Source organism: Streptomyces sp. NPDC058650, assembly GCF_042717315.1.
GTDB lineage: Bacteria > Actinomycetota > Actinomycetes > Streptomycetales > Streptomycetaceae > Streptomyces.
Genome location: NZ_JBHXRL010000003.1, coordinates 35,370 through 56,398, shown reverse-complemented (window position 1 = coordinate 56,398; position 21,029 = coordinate 35,370). Strand labels below are relative to the sequence as shown.

The window sequence follows — 21,029 nt, the reverse complement described above, 5'->3', positions numbered from 1 at the left end:
GCGGGAGGCCGCCATGCGCATGCCGTTCGTGAACCGGGAGCGAAACCGCGACGGGGACCGGCACCCGGAGCGAGACCGCGGCCGGGAGCGGGACCGCGGCCGGGAGCGGGACCGCGGCCGGGACCGGCACCCGGAGCGAGACCGCGGCCGGGACCCCGCGCCGGGCCCGGGCCGCGGCCCGGTGCGGCGGCGTGGCCTCGTGCGTTCCCTGCTCGCCGTCGGCTGCGGCGCGCTCCCCGCGCTCGCGTTCCCCGCGCCCGGGCTCTGGTGGGGGGCGTACCTGGCGCTCGTCCCGTGGCTGCTCCTGATCCGTACGGCCCCGGGGGCGCGCCGCGCGGCGCTGGACGGCTGGCTGGGCGGGTCCGGCTTCGTGCTCGCCGTCCATCACTGGCTGCTGCCCAGCCTGCACGTCTTCCTGCTGCCGCTCGCCGCGCTGCTCGGCCTGCTGTGGCTGCCGTGGGGGTGGCTCGTACGCTCCCTGCTCGGCGGGGCGCCGTCACCTCTGCGGGGCGCCGCCGCCCTGCTCGCGGTGCCCTCCGGCTGGCTGCTGATCGAACTGGTCCGCTCCTGGGAGGGCCTCGGCGGGCCCTGGGGGCTGCTCGGCGCGAGCCAGTGGGAGGTTCCGGCGGCGCTGCGGCTCGCCTCGGTCGGCGGGGTGTGGCTGGTGAGCCTGCTCGTGGTGGCGGCGAACACGGCCGTGGCCCTGCTCGTCGCGGTGCCGGGGATGCGTGCCGTCGGGGTCGCGGGGCTCGCCGCCTGCGCGCTGGTGGCGGGCTCGGCGGCCTGGGGCGTCGGGGCGCCGCGCGAGCGCGGGACGGTGCGTGTGGCCGTCGTACAGCCGGGTGTCATCGACGGCGCGGACGGGGCCGAGCGGCGGTTCGCGCGCGCCGAGGAGCTGACCCGCTCGCTCGCGGGGCAGCGTCTCGACCTGGTGGTGTGGGGCGAGAGCGGCGTCGGCGCCGATCCGGCCGGGCGGCCCGATCTCGCGGCCCGGCTCACCGCCCTGGCGCGGGTCGTCGACGCGCCGCTCCTGGTGAACGTGGACGCGCGCGCCGCCGATCGCCCGGGCATCTTCAAAAGCGCCGTCCTGGTGGGTCCGGCGGGGCTCACGGGCGACCGCTACGACAAGATGCGGCTCGTGCCGTTCGGCGAGTACGTCCCGGCGCGCGGCGTCCTGGGGTGGGTGACCTCGATGGGCGAGGCGGCCCAGGAGGACCGGCGGCGGGGCAGCGCACCCGTGGTGATGACGCTGCCCGCCGGCGCGGCGGGCGTGGGGCCGCGGATCGGGCCGCTGATCTGCTTCGAGTCGGCGTTCCCCGACATGAGCCGGCGGCTCGTCAGGGACGGTGCCGGGCTCCTGGTCGTCCAGTCGGCGACCAGCACCTTCCAGGAGAGCTGGGCGCCCGCCCAGCACGCGTCCCTGGCGGCGCTGCGCGCGGCGGAGACGGGCCGGCCCGTCGTACACGCGACGCTCACCGGGGTCAGCGCCGCGTACGGTCCCGACGGCCGCCGGATCGGGCCTGTCCTCGGCACGGACGCGAGCGCCGTCGCCGTGCGCGAGCTGCCGCTCTCGACGGCGACGACGGGCTATGTCCGGTGGGGCGACTGGCCGCTGTACGGGGCGCTGGCCGTGGTGGGCGCCCTGTGCGTCGCCGAGGGCGCGGGCACCCTCAGGAAGCCTGGAGCAGGGCCTCGCGGACCACTCGCTCGCACAGCTCGTGGGTCAGCAGGGCGTCGCGCGCGCTGAGCACCCGCCCCTCCCGTACGGAGTCGAGGAAGGCGAGCACGGCCTGCTCGATCCCGCGCTGGCGGGCCACCGGCACCCAGTCGCCGCGCCTGCGCACGGTGGGCTGGCCCTTGTGGTCGACGACGTCGGAGAGGTTGAGGACCTGGCGCTTGGTGTCCTGGCCCGAGACCTCCAGGATCTCCTCGGTGGAGCCGTTCATCCGGTTCATCATGCCGATGGCGGTGAAGCCGTCGCCGGAGAGCTGGAGCACGACGTGGTGCATGAGCCCGTCGCGGATCCGGGCGCGCACGTCGACGTGCTCGATCTCGCCGGGGAGGAGGAAGCGCAGGGTGTCGACGACGTGGATGAAGTCGTCGAGTACGAAGGTGCGGGGGTCCTCGGGCAGGCCGATGCGGTTCTTCTGCAGGAGGATCAGCTCGCGCGGGTGCTCGGCGCACTGGGCGTAGGAGGGCGCGAGGCGCCGGTTGAAGCCGACGGCGAGGCTGACCGAACGCTTCTCCGCGAGTTCCACGATCCGCTCGGAGTCCGCGTACTCGTAGGCGAGGGGCTTGTCGACGTACGTGGGGACGCCGGCCTCGACGAGGCGGCCGGCGATCTCGGCGTGGACGGCGGTCGGCGCGTGGACGAAGGCCGCGTCGAGTCCGGCCGCGAGCAGCGAGTCGAGGTCGCGGTGGCGCTGCGCGGCGGGCAGGTGGAGGGAGTCGGCGACCCGGTCCAGGGTGGCGGCGGTGCGGGTCTGGAGGTGGAGTTCGACCCCGGGGAGGGTGGCGAGGACGGGGAGGTACGCCTTCTGCGCGATGTCGCCGAGTCCGATGCAGCCAACCTTCACGGGGTCTCCCTTGTCGTGTCGCTCGTTTCCACCGGCCGCGCTCGCGCGGGCCGTTCGCGCCGGTCAGCTTACGCGGGCCGGGCGGGGGCCACCGGCGGGTGCCAGTCGGCGATGCCGTCGAAGCCGCGCAGGGCCAGACCCGGGCCGAGGCGGGAGACGGCGCCGACGAGCGCGGAGCGCAGGGCGACGGCGGGGCGGGCCGAGAGCATGGTCACCGCGCCGGTGCGGGCGGCCTTGCGGACGATGGCGGTGGTGCGCGGCAGCCGGTCGGCGGTGTACGCGGCGAGCGCGCGGCCGGGTGCGAAGTCGGGCGCGGAGCGGGCGTGGTGGGCGAGGACGACGGCGTCCTCGATGGCCTGGTTCCCGCCCTGGCCGAGGCTCGGCATCATCGCGTGCGCGGCGTCGCCGAGGAGCGCGACGCGGCCCCGGTGGAAGGCGGGCAGCGGGTCGGGGAGGTGGTGGACGTCGTGGCGCAGGACCTGGCCGGGGTCGACGGCGGCGAGGATCTCGGGGACGGGGTGGTGCCAGTCGCCGAAGAGACGCAGGAGTTCGGCCTTCTCGTCGTCGCGAGCACGGCCGCCCGCGGGGGCGGCGGCCATGGCGTACGCGTAGATCCTGCCGTCCTTGAGGGGCTGGGTGCCCCAGAGGCGTCCGGCGCCCCAGGTCTCGTGCGGGGCGAAAGGCCGGGCGGGGGCGGGGACGACGACCCGCCAGGTGGTGCAGCCGGAGTACCGGGGTCCGGGGTGCTCGGGGAAGAGCGCGTGGCGGGTCGCGGACCGGATGCCGTCGGCGGCGACGACGAGTTCGGCCTCGATCGCGCCCTCCGGGGTGGTCAGCCGGGCGGGGCGCAGGTCGTCGCCGGGGTCGGCGAGCGTGGCGGCCGCTCCGGTGCGGACCGTGCCCCCGGGGAGGGCCGAGGCGAGGATCTCGACGAGGGTGGCGCGGTGGAGGAGGACGAGCGGCCCGCCGAAGCGCGCGGCGGCGGCCTGGGCGTTCGTCCGGGCGAGCCAGCGGCCGTCGGGGGCGCGCATGCCGCCGTCGCCCTGCCAGGCGGCGAGGGCGCGGACGCGGTCGCCGAGACCGATGACGTCCAGGGCGCGCTGGGCGTTGGGTGCGAGGCCGATGCCGGCGCCGACGGGGGCGAGGTCGGCGGCGCGCTCCAGGACGGTGACCTGCCAGCCCTCGCGGTGGAGGGCGACGGCGGCGGTGAGGCCGCCGATTCCGGCTCCGACGACGACGGCGCGGTGCTGTTGCATGACTGCTCCCCGAGTACGTGCTACAGGTGTAGTGAGTCCGATGCCACGACCGTACTACAGGTGTAGTCAGGCAGGTAGTGGCCGGTAGTACGTTGTCCCCATGAGCGCACCGACCACACCCGTCCCGGACACCCCCGCCTCCCGCGCCTCCCCCGCTTCCCCTGCTTTCCCCGCCTCCCCCGCTTCCCGCGCTTCCCGCGCCGAGCGGATCGGCGACGCCGCCCTCGACCTCCTCGTCGAGCGCGGCATGCGGGGCCTGACGCACCGCGCCGTGGACGAACGGGCCGGACTGCCGCAGGGGTCGACCTCGAATCACGCCCGCACCCGCCAGGCGCTCCTGGAGACGGCCGTGCGCCGCCAGGTCCACTGGGAATCGCGCGTGCTCACACCGGACGAGCTGCCGGGCGGCGGCCCGGACACCCCGGGCGGCGCCGGCGCGCCCCCGACCGTCGACGCCCTCGTGGACGCGCTCGCCCTCGCGCTGCACCGCTATCTCACGGACCATCGCGCACTGCTCGTCTCCCGCTACGAACTGGCCCTTGAGGCCACCCGCCGCCCCGAGCTCCGCGCCTTCTTCGACGCCGCGGGCTCCGCCTTCCGCGGCCCGCTGGTCGCGATGATGACGGCGGCCGGCTCACCGGCGCCCGAGCGGCACGCGCTCTCCCTGATCGCTTGGTGCGAGGGCCTGATGTTCTCCTGCGCCGCCGGTTCCTTCCACGCCTCCGTGCCCAGCCGCGCGGAACTGCGCACCGGCTTCGACGAGTTGCTGCGGGGCATGCTCGGCACCCGCTAGGGGTGTCCTGTGGACCGAGGAGCACGGCGGGAAAGCGCTGGCGCGGCCCGTGACCATGCGGGACGATGCCGGGCATGACCATCGAACGCACCGAATCCGTCCCCCGCGTCGACCCGTCCACCACCTCGGGCGAGCGCGAGGCGCTGGAGCAGTGGCTCGACTTCCATCGCGCGACCCTCGCGAGGAAGTGCGAGGGGCTCGACGACGCCCAGCTGCGCACCCCCTCCGCTCCGCCGTCCGACCTCAACCTGCTGGGTCTCGTCCGGCACATGGCCGAGGTCGAGCGCGGCTGGTTCCGCCGCGTGCTGGCCGGCGAGGAGGCGGGCTGGATCTACTCGACCGGGGACGACCCGGACCGGGACATCCACGCCACGGACGAGGACACCTACGAGGAGGCCTACGCCACCTGGCAGGCCGAGATCGCCCACGCGCGCACGCTGGCCGCCCCGCACGGCCTCGACGACCTCGGCGCGGGCAAGCACCGCACCGGCCGGACCTTCAACCTCCGCTGGATCTACCTGCACATGATCGAGGAGTACGCGCGCCACAACGGCCACGCGGACCTCATCCGGGAGCGGCTCGACGGCGCCACCGGCGACTGAGGACCGCCCCGCGGGTCAAGGCCGGTCCCTCGGCGCCTCACCCGTGCGGGGCATTCCCGACCGGTAGGAGCGCGAAGATCGCCGCCGGAGCAGCAGAGTGGCGCGGTGCATGGAACCCGAACCACAGCGAAGATCCTGGTCGGGGCGGCGGTCGCCGCCCTGGCGGGCTGCGCCTCGGTGGACGCCCCGCCGACGGCGCCCGCCCCCGCGCCCGCCGCGGAGAGCTCCGTCCTCCCCGCCCAGGAACAGGACGTAGCACCGCAGATCGTCGAGGGCCCGGCCCGCGAGGCCCTCGAAGCGGCGCTCCCCGCTCCCCCGCCCTCCGACGCGCCCCCGCCGTCCGCCGCGCCCCGCGTGACGCCCTTACCCGCTGCCGTACCCGAGCGGCACCGGCGAACGGCCGCCCCGCCGAGCCCGTCGGCGCCGCGCCCCACCGCCGCACCCCGGCACCGTGAGGCGCGCCCGGAGCCCTGGCCCGCCGTTCCGGAGCTGCCGGGACTGGCGGAGCTGCCGAAGGAACCGCCGCGCTCCCGGGCGGACGTCTGCGATCTGGGCGAGCGGTACGGGGGCTGGGACGCCGGCAGCGATCAGGCCAGGATCTGCCACGGCACGTACGGCCGGTGAGCCGCCCGGACCACCACACCCCGGCGCACACGCCCTTCCACACAGGCGCCCGCACACCCGGTCACCCGCCCCGCGACGCACCGCGTCACGCGCCCGGCCATCCGACACCTCACATGGCCCGGAGCCGCAGCTCCAGACGCTCGATCGCGGCCCGTACCCCGTTCCCGTAGCCGTCGTCGTCGAGCGTGTCCGACGCCGCGCGGGCCCGGTCCAGATGGACACGCGCGGCGTCCGGCCGCTGGAGCTTGACGTAGTCGGCGGCGAGGTTGAGGTGGAGCGAGGGGTACAGCGCGCGCAGCGCCACGGCCGAGCCGTGCGCCGCGAGCCGCTCCTCCGCGAGTCCCTCGGCCGCGCTCAGCGCGCGCAGGTCCCAGGCCAGCTCGGCGTCGGGGTCGTCCTGGGCGTCGGCCATGTAGTGGGCGAGGGTGCAGCGGTGCAGTGGGTCCCCGTCGAGGCCGATCTGCTGCCACAGCACCCCGAAGCGGTTGCGGGCCTCCTCGCGGTCGCCACCGTGGAGCAGCATCATGGCCTGCCCGATCCTGGTCATGACCCCGTCGTCCGCCGTCTGCTGCTGCTCGGTCACGCCGACCTCCACCCGCTCGCCCAATGGGAGAGCCGACGCTAGTCGCACCCGGCCCCGATCCGGCCGAGGCTCAGCCGAGGTCCGGGATGCGCCAGTCGATCGGGTCGTGTCCCTGCGCCGCGACGGCCGCGTCGATCTGGCTGAAGGGCCGCGAGCCGAAGAACTTCTTCGCCGACAGGGGCGAAGGATGGGCCCCCTTCACGACGACGTGCCGCTCCTCGTCGATGAGCGGCAGCTTCTTCTGGGCGTAGTTGCCCCAGAGGACGAAGACGGCGGGGTCGGGCCGCGAGGCGACGGCGGTGATCACGGCGTCCGTGAACTTCTCCCAGCCCTTGCCCTTGTGCGAGTTCGCCTCGCCGGAGCGGACCGTCAGGACCGCGTTGAGCAGCAGGACGCCCTGCTCGGCCCACGGCATCAGATAGCCGTTGTCCGGGACTGGGTGGCCCAGCTCCTCCTGCATCTCCTTGTAGATGTTCCGCAGGGAGGGCGGGGTCTTCACACCGGGGCGGACGGAGAAGCAGAGGCCGTGTCCCTGCCCCTCGCCGTGGTACGGGTCCTGACCGAGGATCAGGACCTTGACCTTGTCGTACGGGGTGGCGTCGAGGGCGGCGAAGACCTCGTCCTTCGGCGGGAAGACCGGTCCCCTGGCGCGCTCCTCCTCGACGAACTCGGTGAGCTCCGCGAAGTACGGCTTGCGCAGCTCCTCGCCGAGGACACCCCGCCAGGACTCGGGCAGCATGCTGGTGTCGGTCACGGTCTACAACCTCCGGTGGACGTTCCTGTCTACGTCCGAGAACCTACCGGGGGCCACTGACAGTGGCCCCCACAGGCCTTCTACCAGCTGGCCCGGCGGTGCAGTTCCCACAGCTGCATGACCGTCTGCGGGTCGAGCGCGCGCTCGCCGCCGCCGATGTCCTCACCGGCCGCGATGTACAGCTTGCCCTGCCACAGGGGCAGCAGACGGACGTCCTGGACCATGATCTCCTGGGCCTCGACGAACTCGTCCGTGACGGTCCCGCGGTCGCTCTCGCGGCGGGACTTCGGGAGCAGTTCCCCGGTGATCCGCTCGCTCACGTAGGGCGTGCCGAGGACGTTCTCCTTGCCCAGGAAGGGGGCGACGAAGTTGTCCGGGTCCGGGAAGTCGGGGAACCAGCCGCGCCCGAAGACCGGGTACTCGCCCTTCTGGTAGCCCGCCTGGAACTCCTTCCAGGGCTTTCCGTGCAGCTCGACCTCGAAGAGCTTGGACTCCTCCAGCTGCCGCTTCAGCTCGGTGAACTCGGCGGCCGTCGAGGAGCCGTACCGGTCCGTCGTGTACCAGAAGTCCATCTTCACGGGCGTCTCGACGCCGGCGTCCTTGAGGATCTTCTTGGCCTTCGAGACGCTCGGCATGCCGTAGCGGTCGAAGAACTTGGTGGTGTGGGCGGCGATGCCCTTGGGAACCATCGAGTACAGGGGCTCGGCGGTGCCCTGGTAGACCTTGTTGACCAGTTCGTCGCGGTCGACGAGCTGGGCGATGGCCTTGCGGACGGCCGGCTTGGCGGCCGTGGGGTCCTGGGTGTTGAAGACCAGGTAGCGGATGTCGGCGCCGGTGGACTCGACGATCTGGAGGCCCTTGTTCTCGGGCTTGTCCTCCTGGAGCGCGACGACCTCCTCGGCGGTGAGGCCGCGGTAGGTGGCGTCGATCTCGTCCTTCCGGAGCGCGGCGACCATCGCCTCGGAGTCGTCGTAGTACTTGATCGTCACGCCGCCGTTCTTGCGGGCGGCGAACCCCTTGTAGGTGGCGTTCTTGGTCAGCTCGGCCGTCTTCCGCTCGTCGTACGAGTCGAGGACGTACGGTCCCGAGCCGACGAGCTTGCCGTCCGTGCGGAGCTTGTCCGCCGGGTACTCGGCCGGGTCCACGAGCGACATCGCGGGGGTCGCGAGGACGAACGGGAACGTGGCGTCCGACTTGTTCAGCCGGAAGACGATCGTGCGGTCGCCGACGGTCTCGATCTTGCCGAGCGAGCCGAGCATCCCGTTCGGGCCGCCCTTGTGGTTGATCGTGCGGATGCGCTCGATCGAGTGCCGCACAGCCTCGGCGTCCAGCTTGTGGCCGTTCGAGAACTTCAGCCCGTCCAGGAGCTTGCACTCGAAGACCCGGCTCGCCGTGTCGGTGAACTTGCAGTCGGCGGCGTCCGACTGCGGCGCCGTACTGCCTGTAGGGAAGCTCACCAGGGTCTGGAAGACATTCCGGAAGAGCTCCCAGGAATTGTCCCAGGCCGCGGCCGGATCGAGCGTGGTGGGAGAACTCATCGTACCGATGACGATTCTCTGATCCCCAGTGGATTCGCTGTCCGAAAATACACCGCATCCGGACACCAGGGATATGGACGCAAGGGCTGCAGCGGCCTGCAGACTGGTCCGGTTGAACACGTGCACGCTCCTCGTTCAGCCACGGGTCGGCCGACGATACCGCAGCACCCCGTCAGGTCAATCTTCGAGTCTGACGGGGCACTTGAGTCATTCGGCGTATAACCGGGTCCAATCCGGACACGAATTCCGGAAAGTGTCCGGATATCGGTCAGCCGACTCCGGCGTTCAGGAAAATCCCGCCGTCGACGACGAGGGTCTGGCCGGTGACCCACTCCGACTGCCCGGAGGTCAGGAAGGCGGCGGCGCCGCCGATGTCCTCGGGGAGGCCGAGCCGGCCGAGCGGATAGGCGGCGGCCGCCTCCGCCTCACGGCCCTCGTACAGCGCCTGGGCGAACTTGGTCTTCACCACGGCGGGGGCGATGGCGTTGACCCGCACGAGCGGAGCGAATTCGTGCGCCAGCTGGAGGGTCAGATTCACCATCGCGGCTTTGCTCATCCCGTACGCGCCGATGAACGGCGAGGCGGAGATGCCGGCGACCGAGGCGATGTTCACGATCGCACCGCCGTGATCCTTCTGCCAGGCGTGCCAGCTCCGCTGGGCGAAACCGAGCGCGGAGATCACATTGGTCTCGAAGACCTTGCGGGCCACTCCCAGGTCCAGATCGGCGATGGGGCCGAAGACCGGGTTCGTGCCGGCGTTGTTCACCAGGAAGTCCAGCCGGCCGAAGCCGTCCATGGCCGCCTCGACCGCGGCGGCCTGGTGGGCCAGGTCGTGGGCCTTGCCGGGGACACCGATCACCCGGTCGGCGCCGAGCCGCTCGGCGGCCTCCTTGAGGGCCTCCTCGCCGCGCCCGGTGATGACGACCCGGTCGCCGCGGGCGACGAGCGCCTCGGCGATGCCGTAGCCGATGCCCCGGCTCGCGCCGGTGACGAGGGCGACCTTGCCGGAGAGCTCCGGCCTTTCGTTCGCGGTCATGTCCGCCTCCTCTCGCTGCTGCCGGAACGTCAGTTGAGCGGGCCGCCGGCCACGTACATGACCTGGCCGGAGACAAAGCCGGCGTCGTCGCCCGCGAAGAAGGCGATCGCGTTCGCGACGTCCTCGGGGCGGCCGACGCGCTGGACCGGGATCATGGAGGCGGCGGCCGCCTGGAACTCCTCGAAGCCCATGCCGACGCGCTCGGCGGTCTGCGCGGTCATCTCGGTGACGATGAAGCCGGGGGCGACGGCGTTGGCGGTGATGCCGAACTTGCCGAGCTCCTTGGCGAGGGTCTTCGTGAGGCCCTGCAGACCGGCCTTGACGGCCGAGTAGTTGGCCTGGCCGCGGTTGCCGAGCGCCGAGGAGGAGGAGAGCGAGACGATCCGGCCGAAGCCCGCGTCCACCATGTGCTTCTGGCAGGCCTTCGCCATCAGGAAGGCACCCTTGAGGTGCACGTTCATGACGAGGTCCCAGTCCGACTCGGACATCTTGAACAGCAGGTTGTCGCGGAGCACGCCGGCGTTGTTGACGAGGATCGTCGGCGCGCCGAGCTCGGCGGCGATCCGCGCGACGGCGGCCTCCACCTGGGCGCCGTCGGAGACGTCGCAGCCCACCGCGAGGGCGGTGCCGCCCGCGGCCGTGATCTTCTCGACCGTGTCCTTGCAGGCCGCCTCGTCGAGGTCGAGTACGGCGACGGCGCGGCCCTCGGCCGCCAGGCGGAGCGCGGTGGCGGCGCCGATGCCGCGTGCGGCACCCGTGACGACGGCTACGCGCTGCTCGGTGGTGGACATGCTTGGTTCTCCTCGCCCTTGGATCGTCCCTGATCGCGGACGGACCGGCCGTCCCGCTCACGCGTCCCGCACATGAGCGACCGCTTAGTATCGTCCGCAGAACGAGACGCTAGAAGCGATGGCACCCGGTGTCAACGGCCCACCGGGTGCCCCAGGTCACTCCCCGTGGCGGAACGGCGACCGAGGCCCTTCACCGATGGCCTCAGCGCACCAGCAGGTCGAGGAGACGCTCCACCTCCGCCTCCGGGTCGGCGGTGAGCCCCGTGTGCACGGGTCCCGGCTGCACGACCGTGGAGCGCGGCGCGATCAGCCAGCGGAAGCGCCGGCCCGCGTCGTCGCGCGCGGCCTGCCCGGCGTCGTCGCCGCCCAGGCAGATCCCCTCGACGGCGCGCAGCGCGGCCCGGACGCCGGTGACGTCCGCCGCGGGGTCGAGGACCGCCAGCTTGGCCTCGTCCAGATGGGTGCGGGCGGCCACGTAGGACCGGGCGCGGCAGTAGACGACCACACCCGCGTTGAAGCACTCACCGCGCTCGACCCGCGGCACCACGCGCAGCAGCGCGTACTCGAAGACATCGCGCTCGGTCACGTGGTGCTGTCCTTCTCGGTGGAGTGCGTCCGGGGCGCGAGGCGCTCGGCCAGCCAGCCGGGCGGCTGCTGGGGCCGGTTCTCGGTACGGGGGCCGAGCGTGATCCGCTCGTGGATGGTGGCGGCGCGGGGCAGGAGCGCGTCGACGTAGGCCGCGCGCACCTCGTCCGTACGGGAGAAACCGGGCTCGTCGACGAGCCACTCGTCGGGCACGTCGGCGACGACCTCGGTGAGCAGCTCGCGGGTGACGAGCGGCGCGAGTTCGGCGGCCGCGGCGGCGACGTCCGGCGCGAAGGGCGCGAGCGCGTGGTCGGAGGCGTCGTACGGCTTGGCGGCGGAAGCCCGCGCGCCCGGCCAGTTGTGGTGCCAGATCATGGTGGCGCCGTGGTCGATGAGCCACAGGTCGCCGTGCCACACCAGCATGTTCGGGTTCCGCCAGGACCGGTCGACGTTGTTGATCACGGCGTCGAACCAGACGACCTTGCCGGCCTCCTTGGGGTCCACCTCGTACGCCAGCGGGTCGAAGCCCAGCGAGCCGGGGAGGAAGTCCATGCCCAGGTTGAGCCCGCCGCTCGCCTTGAGCAGCTCCTGGACCTCCTGGTCGGGCTCGGAGAGGCCGATGACCGGGTCGAGCTGGATGGCGACGAGCTCCGGCACGCGCAGCCCGAGCCTGCGCGCGAGCTGCCCGCAGACGACCTCGGCGACGAGGGTCTTGCGGCCCTGCCCCGCGCCCGTGAACTTCATGACGTACGTGCCGAGGTCGTCGGCCTCGACGATCCCGGGGAGCGAGCCGCCCTCACGCAGGGGTGTGACATAGCGGGTCGCTACGACCTCTTTCAACACTTTCCCAGGCCACCCATCTCTTCAGCCGTGCAATCCACGGTCGGCTTCTTGGGGGCTCAGTAGCGGGGCTCTCCGAGCGGTCCGTCGACGGCGCCGCGCCCCGTGCTGCCGCCCTCCGGCATGAAGTGAGCATAGTAACCGAGGGTGATCACGGTGCGCCGAGTATGGCGAACCCCGCACCGAAGCCACACCGACTCGCGAACCGGTGCAATACAGACAAACATGTCGATGTGTGGACATCAGTGCGTCCCGTGCGCCGCCGCCCGTACGGCTCTCGGAACACCCTACGAAAGGCACCCTCATGCACCCCGCTCTGAGCACCGACGTGCTCGCCACGTTGCGCCGGCCCCGCCCCTATCCGGCGGTGTCGCTCGTGATGCCCACCCACCGTCGCGAGCCGGACAACGCCCAGGACCCCGTACGGCTGCGCAACCTCCTGGCCAGGGCGGAGAAGGCCCTCCAGGACGACCCGGACGTGCCCCGGGAGCGCCGTGCGGACGTGCTCGCCCAGCTGGAGCGGGCCGTCGCCGAACTCGACCTCGCCCATGTGGAGGACGGGCTGGTGATCTACGCGGCGCAGGGCGAGCACCACGTCTGGACCGTGGCCCGGACGGTCCCGGAGCGGGTGGTCGTCGCCGACACGTTCCTCACGCGCAACCTCGTCGCCGCCCAGGCGGCCGAACAGCCCTACTGGGCCCTGGCCGTCGCGGCGGACCGGGTGTCGCTCTGGAGCGGCGGACCGGAGCGGGCCGTCGAGTTCACGGGCGACGGCTTCCCGCTGACCCGGAGCCTTGAGGACCCCGACGCGGAACGCAAGGAACGCATCGGCGACCTGCCGAGCACCTTCCGGGACGAGGACACCCGCACGTTCCTCCGCGAGGCCCATCAGGCGCTGCGTGCCGTCCTCGCCTCCGAGTCGCGTCCGCTGTACGTGCTCGGTGAGGCGCCGGCCCTCGCGGCGCTGGAGGACACGGGCCGACTGGACCCCGGCACGATGACCGTGCAGCGCGGGGGGCTCGCGGACGGCCCGGCCGAGGCGGTGCACCGTGCGGTCGAGCCGGTGCGGAGCGCACGGGAAGAGGCCGCGGTCACCACCGTGGCCGCGGAGCTGGACACGGCGCAGGGCCGGCGCGAGTTCGCGGCCGGCCTCGACGAGGTGTGGCGCGCCGCGAAGGACGGCCGGATCCGTCTGCTGGCCGTCGAGGACCACTACCGCGACGTCGTACGCGACCGCGGCGACCACCTGGAACCCGCCTCCGACTCGGAGCCGGACACGCGGGACGACATCGTGGACGAGATCGTCGAGCGTGCCCTGGAGACGGGCGCCGAGGTGCGGTTCGTACGGGACGACGCCCTGGTCGAATCCGCCCGCATCGCCGCCGTACTGCGCTACTGACGGCGACCGTACTCACCGTAGGAACGAGGAATCCCGCGTGAACACCTCTTCATCCCACCCGAGACGACCGGTCCGCGCCCGGGCGGCGGGCGCCGCCCTGGCCGTCGTCGTCACCGCGCTCGGCGCCGCCGCTCTCGTCTCCTGCGGCTCCGACGGCGACGACACCGGCGCCCCGACGTTCAGCGAACGCCCCACGGCACCCGACACCGCCGCGTTCTCGGGGGACCTGCCCTCCTCCGTCGCCTCCGCGGGGGAATCGGTGATCGAGTCCGCGCGCGCGGAAGCGTCGTCCGCGGCCGCGTCGGCCTCCGAGCGGGAGGCGTCGCGCAAGGCGTCGATCGGAGCCGAGGTCGAACGCTCCCGCCAGGCGGCCGAGGACGCGCTGGAGGACGTCGAGGGCAGGGGGAACGCCCTGAGCGAGATCGGGATGACCGGCAAGCCCCGCGCCGACACGGGCGGTCGGCTCACCGTCGTCGTGACCATCACGAACAAGACGAGCGAGCCGGCGTCCTACGCGGCCCAGGTCGACTTCCTCGACCCGTCGGGGAAGGTCGTCGAGACGCAGTTCGTCGGCGCCGAGGACCTCGCGCCGGGCGAGCGCGCACAGCCCCTGGTCATCAGCCGGCAACCCGCCGAGCCGGTCCTGACGCCGAGGCTCACCAAGGCACAGAGGTACTGACGTTCATGGTCCTCGGCGTCATGGGGGCCGCACCGAAGGAGAGACTCATGTCCGAACTCATCGTCATCGGCTACGCCGACCACGCGGTCGCGAGGGAGGCCTTCAAGACGGTCCAGAAGCTCCGCGACGACCACGTCCTCGACCTCAAGGGCCTCGCCGTGGTCAGGGTGGACGAGGACGGCGAGACCCATGTGGACACCCCGAAGAAGAGCGAGGAGGTCGCCCTCTCGGCCACGGCCGGCGCTCTCTGGGGGATGGTCTTCGGCATGCTCATCCTCACCCCGGGCATCGGGGTGGTGGGCGCGGCCCTCGGAGGCCTCATCGGCAAGCTGAACCAGATGGGCGTCGACGGCAGGTTCCGGAAGCAGGTCCAGGAGCTGCTGGAGCCGGGCTCGGCGGCCGTCGTCGTCATGGCCTCGAAGATCACCGAGGACCGGTTCGCCACGGCCATGGAACCCTTCGGGGGAACGGTGCTCAAGACCTCCCTCCCGGAGGAGAGCGAGCGCGAGCTCGCGGAGCAGCTCGCCGGCCCCGACGCCGAGACGGCGGCGTGAAGAGCCCCTGAACCACCGACGTCCGCCGCCCCCTCCCTGCTCAAGGGAGGGGGCGGCGGGCTGCCGCGACCTACTGCGGACTACGCCGAGACTCAGAAGGAGACCGCGTCGCGGATCAACGGGCAGGTCATGCAGTGGCCGCCGCCGCGCCCGCGGCCGAGTTCGGCGCCGACGATGGTGATGACCTCCACCCCCGCCTTCCGCAGCAGCGTGTTGGTCTGGGTGTTGCGGTCGTAGGTGAAGACGACCCCGGGTTCGAGCGCGACGGCGTTGTTCCCGCTGTCCCACTGCTGGCGCTCGGAGGCGTAGACGTCCCCGCCGGTCTCGATCACCTGGAGCCCGGGCAGGCCGAGGCCCTTGGCCACGACGTCCACGAACGGGGTGGTGCCCTCGTCGGTGATCTCCACGCCCGGGGCCCTGTCGGCGGGCCGTAGGGAGAAGGTGTGCACGGCGTCCATGATCGTCGGGTAGAGGGTGACGATGTCGCGGTCGGCGAAGGTGAAGACCGTGTCGAGGTGCATGGCAGCCCGCAGTTTCGGCATACCGGCGACGATCACGTGCTCGGCCGCGCCGTTGTCGAAGAGCGCGGCGGCCACCTGGGTGATCGCCTGGCGGGAGGTGCGCTCGCTCATGCCCATGAGGACGACGCCGTTGCCGACGGGCATGATGTCGCCGCCCTCGAACGTGGCCTGTCCCCAGTCCTGTTCGGGGTCGCCCCACCACACGGTCGAGCTCGTGAAGTCGGGGTGGAAGGCGTAGATCGCCTTCATGAGGAGGGTCTCGCCGTGGCGGGCGGGCCAGTACAGCGGGTTCAGGGTGACACCGCCGTAGAGCCAGCAGGTGGTGTCGCGGGTGTAGAGCGTGTTCGGCAGCGGCGGCATCAGGTACTCCCGCGCCCCCACGCCTTCCCGGGCCAGGGTCACGTACCCGGAGCGGAAGTCGTCCGGCAGGTCCGCGGTGGACAGTCCGCCGATGAGGAACTCCGCCAGCGCGCCGGGGGCGAGGGAGTCGAGGAAGGCCCGGGTGTCGTCGACCAGCCCGAGTCCGACCTCGTTGGGGACGATCTTCCGGTCGAGGAGCCAGTCCTTGGCCGCCGGGATCGCCATGGTCTCGGCGAGCAGTTCGTGCAGTTCGACGACCTCGACCCCCCGCTGGGTGAGTTTGTTGACGAAGTCCGCGTGGTCGCGCTGGGCGTTCTCCACCCACATGACGTCGTCGAAGAGCAGGTCGTCGGAGTTGGTCGGCGTCAACCGCCGGTGCGCGAGGCCGGGGGAACAGACGAGGACCTTGCGGAGGCGTCCGACTTCCGAATGGACACCGAAGGCGGACGGGGCGGCGGGACGGGCGTCAGCGGCGGTCATGGTCGGCCTTTCCGGTGGGGCGGTGGGGCGGTGGGACGGGTAGGGCGGTGGGACGGTAGGTCAGAGTTCGATCCAGCCGGCGGCGAGAGCGATGATCCCGACGACCGCTCCGGCGATGGAGACGGCGCAGATCACGGCCTCCTTCGGGGAGAAGAGGCGTCGGTTCTGCTCGCGGCGGGCCTTGACGAACAGGAACGTGGCCGGGGCGTAGAGGATGAAGGAGACGAGGACGAACTTGAGTCCGGCCGCGTAGAGCAGGAACGCGGTGTAGAGCGTGGCGAGGAGGGCGACGAAGAGTTCCCGCCGGGTGGTGCGGCCCTCCGCCTTCTCCTGTACGGGCCGCAGCGCGATCTTCACGGCGAAGCCGGCGGCCAGCAGGAAGGGGATCAGGCTCAGTGAGCTGGTGAGGTCGAGGGCGAAGTTGAACGCGTCGTCGGAGAACGCCGTGACGATCAGGACGACCTGACTGAGGGCCGTCGTCATGAGCAGTGCGGGTACGGGGACGTCGTCGCCGCTGGACCGGCCGAGGAAGCGCGGCATGTCGTCGTCCTTGGCGGCGACGAAGAGCACCTCGGCTGCCATCAGGGTCCAGGCCAGATAGGCGCCGAGGACCGAGATGATCAGGCCGATGCTGACGAACACCTTGCCCCAGGTGCCGACCGCCGCCTCCAGGACGCCCGCCATGGACGGCTGGCGGAGCTCGGCGATCTCGCTCATCGGCAGGATGCCGTACGACACGATGGTGACCGAGGCGAAGATCGCGAAGACGCTCAGGAACCCCAGGATGGTGGCCCGCCCCACGTCCTCCCGGCGTTTGGCGTGCCGGGAGTAGACGCTGGCGCCCTCCACACCGAGGAAGACGAACACCGTGGCCAGCATCGTGCCGCGGACCTGGTTGAAGAGGGATCCGGCGTAGTCCGCGCCGCCGAAGTTGTCGGCGAAGACGGACGGCTTGAAGCAGAACAGCGCCAGGATGATGAAGACGATGATGGGGACGAGCTTGGCGACGGTCACGATCCTGTTGATCGCCGTCGCCTCCTTGACCCCGCGGCGGATGAGGAGGAAGAAGCCCCAGAGGCCCGCGGAGGACAGGACGATCGCCAGGGCTGTGTCGCCGTCGCCGAGGGAGGGCGCGATCGCGCCGATCGTCGACATGATCAGCACCCAGTACGTGACGTTGCCGACGCAGGCGCTCGCCCAGTAGCCGAAGGCCGAGAAGAATCCGAGGTACTCGCCGAAGCCCGCCTTCGCGTACGCGTAGACGCCGGCGTCCAGATCGGGCCTCCGTACCGCGAGGGTCTGGAAGACGAAGGCGAGCATCAGCATGCCGACGCCCGCGACCGCCCAGGCGATCAGTGCGCCCGCGACGCCCGTCTCCTGGGCGAACCGTCGGGGAAGGGAGAACACGCCGGCGCCGACCATGGAGCCGACGACCATCGCGGTCAGCGTCAGCAGGGTCAGTTTGGCCACGGGTGGCGAGCCGACGGGGCTGGTCTCGGTACTGGTGTCACCAGGTTTCATCGCGTGCCTCGCAGACGTGCTCGATCGCCCCGACAGATTCCGGCCCCCGCACAAAGCGCCCAGGGCGAGGAGGATGCGGACCGAGCTCGTGGCCGACGGCAGCGCGTCGAGGTGGAAGAGGCCGAGCGACCCGGCCTCGAGGACCGATGGAACCGACGGAACCGTCGAAACCGCCGCGGGCGCGATCGCCTCCGGCGGGGGCGGTGCCCGCACACGCGGTCGGCCGGGAAGACGACGCGTCCTTCTCCACTGTGACCCCCGGTCGAGAAACGGGCAGACGCCGACACCTCGACGGCTCACTGGAAGGAAAATCTAATCCGGTACGCACCTTTTGTCCTGACGTACAGGGCATCTCCGGCGATCGCCCCCACGATCGGCGCGCGCCCGCGAGGATGAGCACCGGCCGGTCCGCCGCTGCGCCTGCGTCCCCGTGAGCGCGGGCCGACCGACACTGAGCGCACGCTTTCGTCGTCCTCCTCGGTCCGGGAGGCCTTCCCCGATCAGGGAGCCGGATGGCCAGTCGTCTGATCCTTCGATGCCGTCACGCCCTCGTCGTCGTGGCGCTCGCCACCCTGACGGCGGTCTCCCCCGCCGCCACGGCGCCCGCGCCCGCCGTGACGACGGCCGCGCCCGCTCCCGGAGCACTCGCTCCCGAACCGGCCGCGCCACCCGCCTTCGATCCGGCGCCCGCCCGGGCGAGTCTGGAGCGTCTGCTGCCTTCCGTGGCCGGGCAGTTCGACCTGGTCGCGGTCGAGGAGCCCGCCTCCGGCGACTACTTCTCGATCTCCGGGACGGCCGGGGCGATCCGGGTGCGCGGCACCTCGCCGGCCACGCTGCTCACCGGAGTGGGCTGGTACCTGGAGCGGATCGCGGGGGTCGACATCGGATGGCCGGGCGACAGCGTCGGCCGGCTGCCGTCCACGCTCCCGGCGGTCACCGGCAGTGTCACCCGCAGGGCGACCGTGCCTCACCGATACGCCCTGAACGACACCGACGAGGGCTACTCCGGCGCGTACCGCGACTTCGCCTCGTACCGGCACGAGATCGACCTGATGGCCCTGCACGGCGTGAACGAGGTCTTCGTGCCGACCGGGGCCGAGTACCCGTACTACCGCGCTCTCCAGCGGTTCGGCTACAGCGCGGCGGAGTTGCGCGAGTGGATCCCCGGCCCGGCCCATCAGGGCTGGTGGCTGCTGCAGAACATGTCGGGCTTCGGCGGCCCGGTCTCCGAGCAGCTGATCGAGGCCCGCGCGACGCTCGGGAGCAGGATCGCGGGACACCTGCGGGCGCTGGGGATGACCCCGGTGCTCCCGGGCTTCTTCGGCACGGTGCCGCCGGACTTCGCCGCCCGGAACCCGGGCGCGGTCACGGTCCCGCAGGGCAGGTGGGTGGGTTTCGCCCGGCCGGACTGGCTGGACCCGACCGGACCGGTCTTCGCGCGGCTGGCCGCGACGTACTACCGCTTGCAGGAGCGGCGGTTCGGTGACAGCGACATGTTCAAGATGGACCTCCTGCACGAGGGCGGCACCCCGGGTCCCGTCGACGTGGCGGGAGCGGCCGGGGCCGTCCAGCGGGCCCTGGACGCGGCGCACCCCGGCGCCACCTGGGTCATGCTCGGCTGGCAGCGGAACCCGTCGGCGGCTCTCCTGAGCGGTGTGGACCGCCGCCGGGTGCTCGTCGTCGACGGACTGTCCGACCGCTACGACGGCCTGGACCGCGCGGCCCAGTGGGGTGGCGCGCCCTACGCCTTCGGCGCGATCGGCAACTTCGGCGGCCACACCAGCCTGGGCGCCAACACCGGCGTCTGGGTCGAGCGGTTCCCCGCGTGGCTGAACACGCCGGGCAGCACGCTGAGCGGCATCGCCTATCTGCCGGAGGGCACCGGCGGGAACCCCGCCGCGTTCGATCTGTTCACCGATCTCGCCTGGCAGCCGGGCCCGATCGACCACCGGACCTGGTTCGCGGAGTACGCCGCCCGGCGCTACGGCGGACCCGACCCCCACGCCGCCGCCGCGTGGGAGCAGTTGCGCCGCGGCCCGTACAGCACGCGATCCGGTACATGGAGCGAGCCGCAGGACAGTCTCTTCGCCGCGCGGCCGAGTCTGGCGGCGACCAGGGCGGCACGCTGGAGCCCGACCGCCATGCGTTACGACGCGGCCACCGTGGAGCGCGCGCTCGCCGAGCTGCTCCGGGTGGCGCCCGGGCAGCGGACCACGGACGCCTACCGCTTCGACGTGGTGGACGTGGCACGACAGGCGCTCACCAACCGCGGCCGGGTCCTCCTGCCCCGTATCAGGACCGCGTACGAGGCCGAGGACCTCGCGGGCTTCCGGGAGCTGGTGGCGCAGTGGAACGCCCACCTGGAGCTGCTGGGGCGGCTGGTCGCCGCCGACCGGCGGTTCCTGCTCGGTCCGTGGCTCGCCGACGCCCGCGCCTGGGGGGCCGACCCCGCCGAACGCGACCGGCTGGAGTACGACGCCCGCTCGATCCTCACCACCTGGGGTGACCGGGGGCCGAGCGAGGCGGGCGGCCTGCACGACTACGCGAACCGCGAGTGGGCCGGGCTCGTCCGGGACGTGTACGCACCGCGCTGGGCCGCGTACTTCGCGAGTCTCGACAGCGCGCTGGTGAGCGATACGGTGCCGGTCGCCATCGACTGGTTCGCGAGGGACGACGCCTGGGCGCACGGCCACCAGAGGTACGCGACGAGGCCGACCGGAGACCCCGTCGCCCTGGCCGGCGAGGTGCTCGCGGCCCTGACGAGGTGATCCGCGACGGCGTCTCTACTCTGGTGAGGTGCTTCCCCGAACCCTCCTCGCGCGCCCGTCCCTCGCCGACGCCACCCTGCTCGCCCACACGGAACAGGGCCGTGCGTGGCCGCTCCTGGTGTGGGCCCCGGGGCCGGGCGTGCGGATGGTGTCGAGCGCCGTCCTCGGCGGGGGCATCGGGGAGCGGGCGTGGGTGCTGAACGCGCAGGTCCCGCCGGGCTACGACCGGCTCGATCCCGTCGCCCACCTCGGCGCGCTGGCCGCCGGAGCCGGGCTCGAAGGGCCCGGGGTGGGGCTCATGACGGCGGCCTCGGTCGAGAACCGGCGGCACGCGGCGGACAGTGGGGCCGAGGCCGTGGTCACCGCCGGGATCGGCGTACGGGGCTGGGCGGCCGTACCGGGGGCCGGCGGCGTCGCGGCCCCGCGCCCGGGGACGATCAACATCATCGTGTCGCTGCCCGTGCCGCTCACGGACGCCGCCCTCGTCAACGCGGTCGCCACCGCCACCGAGGCGAAGGTGCAGGCCCTCGTCGAACTCGGCGCGGACGCCTCGGGCACGCCGACGGACGCCGTCTGCGTGGCCGCTCCCTCGCCCACCGGCGGCGGCGCACGGGCATCGGTCGGCGAGCCGGGCGCCGAGCCGGGCGCCGAGGCGTTCGCCGGACCGCGGTCGCTCTGGGGGGCGCGGCTCGCGCGCGCCGTGCACCGCGCGACGTACGAGGCATGCGCCGGCCTCCTCACCCCCTGAGAGCCCTCCTGAGGACCGTCC

At 72.5% G+C, this 21,029-nt stretch carries 20 protein-coding genes; 9 read left to right on the top strand and 11 right to left on the bottom strand.

Annotation, left to right across the window (positions count from 1 at the left end):
• Nucleotides 1–13 precede the first annotated feature (13 nt).
• Nucleotides 14–1,747: an apolipoprotein N-acyltransferase gene (gene lnt / locus ACFWWU_RS06350; protein ID WP_384139738.1), complete on the top strand. Its 1,734-nt coding sequence runs from the start codon at nucleotides 14–16 to the stop codon at nucleotides 1,745–1,747.
• Here the strand turns inward: lnt and ACFWWU_RS06345 are convergent.
• Entirely contained in the window at nucleotides 1,671–2,576 is a 906-nt protein-coding gene (locus ACFWWU_RS06345) for a Gfo/Idh/MocA family protein (protein WP_384139735.1), read from the bottom strand. The genes lnt and ACFWWU_RS06345 overlap by 77 nt on opposite strands.
• A 68-nt stretch (nucleotides 2,577–2,644) precedes the next feature.
• Nucleotides 2,645–3,832 carry an FAD-dependent monooxygenase gene (locus ACFWWU_RS06340; protein WP_384139732.1) on the bottom strand — a complete coding sequence of 396 codons (1,188 nt, stop codon included), beginning with the start codon at nucleotides 3,830–3,832 and terminating at the stop codon, nucleotides 2,645–2,647.
• A 100-nt stretch (nucleotides 3,833–3,932) separates the two neighbouring features.
• Here ACFWWU_RS06340 and ACFWWU_RS06335 point away from each other — a divergent pair, with 100 nt between their 5' ends.
• The 3 genes from ACFWWU_RS06335 (at nucleotide 3,933) to ACFWWU_RS06325 (ending at nucleotide 5,851) form a co-directional block, all read left to right on the top strand.
• Complete coding sequence (locus ACFWWU_RS06335; protein WP_384139730.1) at nucleotides 3,933–4,625, top strand: TetR/AcrR family transcriptional regulator; 693 nt, start codon at nucleotides 3,933–3,935, stop codon at nucleotides 4,623–4,625.
• A gap of 74 nt (nucleotides 4,626–4,699) precedes the next feature.
• Nucleotides 4,700–5,227 carry a DinB family protein gene (locus ACFWWU_RS06330; RefSeq protein ID WP_384139727.1) on the top strand — a complete coding sequence of 176 codons (528 nt, stop codon included), beginning with the start codon at nucleotides 4,700–4,702 and terminating at the stop codon, nucleotides 5,225–5,227.
• A gap of 105 nt (nucleotides 5,228–5,332) precedes the next feature.
• Nucleotides 5,333–5,851, top strand: coding sequence for a hypothetical protein (locus ACFWWU_RS06325; RefSeq protein WP_384139724.1), 519 nt, complete (start codon nucleotides 5,333–5,335; stop codon nucleotides 5,849–5,851).
• Nucleotides 5,852–5,960: 109 nt separating this feature from the next.
• On the opposite strand, the gene ACFWWU_RS06320 is transcribed toward ACFWWU_RS06325, so the two are convergent.
• The 7 genes from ACFWWU_RS06320 to ACFWWU_RS06290 form a co-directional block, all read right to left on the bottom strand.
• Nucleotides 5,961–6,434 carry a hypothetical protein gene (locus tag ACFWWU_RS06320; RefSeq protein WP_384139721.1) on the bottom strand — a complete coding sequence of 158 codons (474 nt, stop codon included), beginning with the start codon at nucleotides 6,432–6,434 and terminating at the stop codon, nucleotides 5,961–5,963.
• A 70-nt stretch (nucleotides 6,435–6,504) separates the two neighbouring features.
• A complete protein-coding gene (gene ung, locus ACFWWU_RS06315) occupies nucleotides 6,505–7,188 on the bottom strand; it encodes a uracil-DNA glycosylase (protein ID WP_384139719.1) in 684 nt (227 codons plus the stop codon).
• An 80-nt stretch (nucleotides 7,189–7,268) separates the two neighbouring features.
• Nucleotides 7,269–8,846: an ABC transporter substrate-binding protein gene (locus ACFWWU_RS06310; protein ID WP_384139716.1), complete on the bottom strand. Its 1,578-nt coding sequence runs from the start codon at nucleotides 8,844–8,846 to the stop codon at nucleotides 7,269–7,271.
• A gap of 148 nt (nucleotides 8,847–8,994) precedes the next feature.
• Nucleotides 8,995–9,762 carry an SDR family oxidoreductase gene (locus ACFWWU_RS06305; RefSeq protein ID WP_384139713.1) on the bottom strand — a complete coding sequence of 256 codons (768 nt, stop codon included), beginning with the start codon at nucleotides 9,760–9,762 and terminating at the stop codon, nucleotides 8,995–8,997.
• Nucleotides 9,763–9,791: 29 nt separating this feature from the next.
• A complete protein-coding gene (gene fabG, locus ACFWWU_RS06300) occupies nucleotides 9,792–10,553 on the bottom strand; it encodes a 3-oxoacyl-ACP reductase FabG (RefSeq protein ID WP_024760885.1) in 762 nt (253 codons plus the stop codon).
• A 202-nt stretch (nucleotides 10,554–10,755) separates the two neighbouring features.
• The gene (locus tag ACFWWU_RS06295; RefSeq protein WP_317593663.1) at nucleotides 10,756–11,139 is read right to left on the bottom strand and encodes a DUF3037 domain-containing protein; all 384 of its coding nucleotides are present in this window, start codon (nucleotides 11,137–11,139) and stop codon (nucleotides 10,756–10,758) included.
• Nucleotides 11,136–11,981, bottom strand: a complete 846-nt coding sequence (locus ACFWWU_RS06290; RefSeq protein WP_384139710.1) for a HipA family kinase — start codon at nucleotides 11,979–11,981, stop codon at nucleotides 11,136–11,138. Before ACFWWU_RS06290 ends, ACFWWU_RS06295 begins: the two co-directional genes overlap by 4 nt.
• Before the next feature lie 301 nt (nucleotides 11,982–12,282).
• Here ACFWWU_RS06290 and ACFWWU_RS06285 point away from each other — a divergent pair, with 301 nt between their 5' ends.
• Genes ACFWWU_RS06285 through ACFWWU_RS06275 form a run of 3 tightly spaced genes read left to right on the top strand, consistent with a single transcriptional unit; the run spans nucleotide 12,283 to nucleotide 14,610 of the window.
• Nucleotides 12,283–13,377, top strand: a complete 1,095-nt coding sequence (locus ACFWWU_RS06285) for a chemotaxis protein (protein WP_384139707.1) — start codon at nucleotides 12,283–12,285, stop codon at nucleotides 13,375–13,377.
• A gap of 37 nt (nucleotides 13,378–13,414) precedes the next feature.
• Nucleotides 13,415–14,056, top strand: a complete 642-nt coding sequence (locus tag ACFWWU_RS06280) for an FxLYD domain-containing protein (protein WP_384139704.1) — start codon at nucleotides 13,415–13,417, stop codon at nucleotides 14,054–14,056.
• A gap of 47 nt (nucleotides 14,057–14,103) precedes the next feature.
• Nucleotides 14,104–14,610: a DUF1269 domain-containing protein gene (locus tag ACFWWU_RS06275; protein WP_384139701.1), complete on the top strand. Its 507-nt coding sequence runs from the start codon at nucleotides 14,104–14,106 to the stop codon at nucleotides 14,608–14,610.
• A gap of 92 nt (nucleotides 14,611–14,702) precedes the next feature.
• Here the strand turns inward: ACFWWU_RS06275 and ACFWWU_RS06270 are convergent, their stop codons facing one another.
• On the bottom strand, nucleotides 14,703–15,971 hold the full coding sequence (locus tag ACFWWU_RS06270; RefSeq protein WP_384139698.1) for an arginine deiminase: 1,269 nt from the start codon (nucleotides 15,969–15,971) through the stop codon (nucleotides 14,703–14,705).
• A 60-nt stretch (nucleotides 15,972–16,031) separates the two neighbouring features.
• Nucleotides 16,032–17,492, bottom strand: a complete 1,461-nt coding sequence (locus ACFWWU_RS06265; RefSeq protein ID WP_384139695.1) for a basic amino acid/polyamine antiporter — start codon at nucleotides 17,490–17,492, stop codon at nucleotides 16,032–16,034.
• Between the two features lie 512 nt (nucleotides 17,493–18,004).
• On the opposite strand from ACFWWU_RS06265, the gene ACFWWU_RS06260 reads away from it, so the two are divergent.
• Both ACFWWU_RS06260 and ACFWWU_RS06255 read left to right on the top strand, forming a co-directional pair.
• Nucleotides 18,005–20,260: an alpha-N-acetylglucosaminidase gene (locus ACFWWU_RS06260; protein ID WP_384139692.1), complete on the top strand. Its 2,256-nt coding sequence runs from the start codon at nucleotides 18,005–18,007 to the stop codon at nucleotides 20,258–20,260.
• A 28-nt stretch (nucleotides 20,261–20,288) separates the two neighbouring features.
• Complete coding sequence (locus tag ACFWWU_RS06255) at nucleotides 20,289–21,008, top strand: adenosylcobinamide amidohydrolase (RefSeq protein ID WP_384139689.1); 720 nt, start codon at nucleotides 20,289–20,291, stop codon at nucleotides 21,006–21,008.
• Nucleotides 21,009–21,029 lie beyond the last annotated feature (21 nt).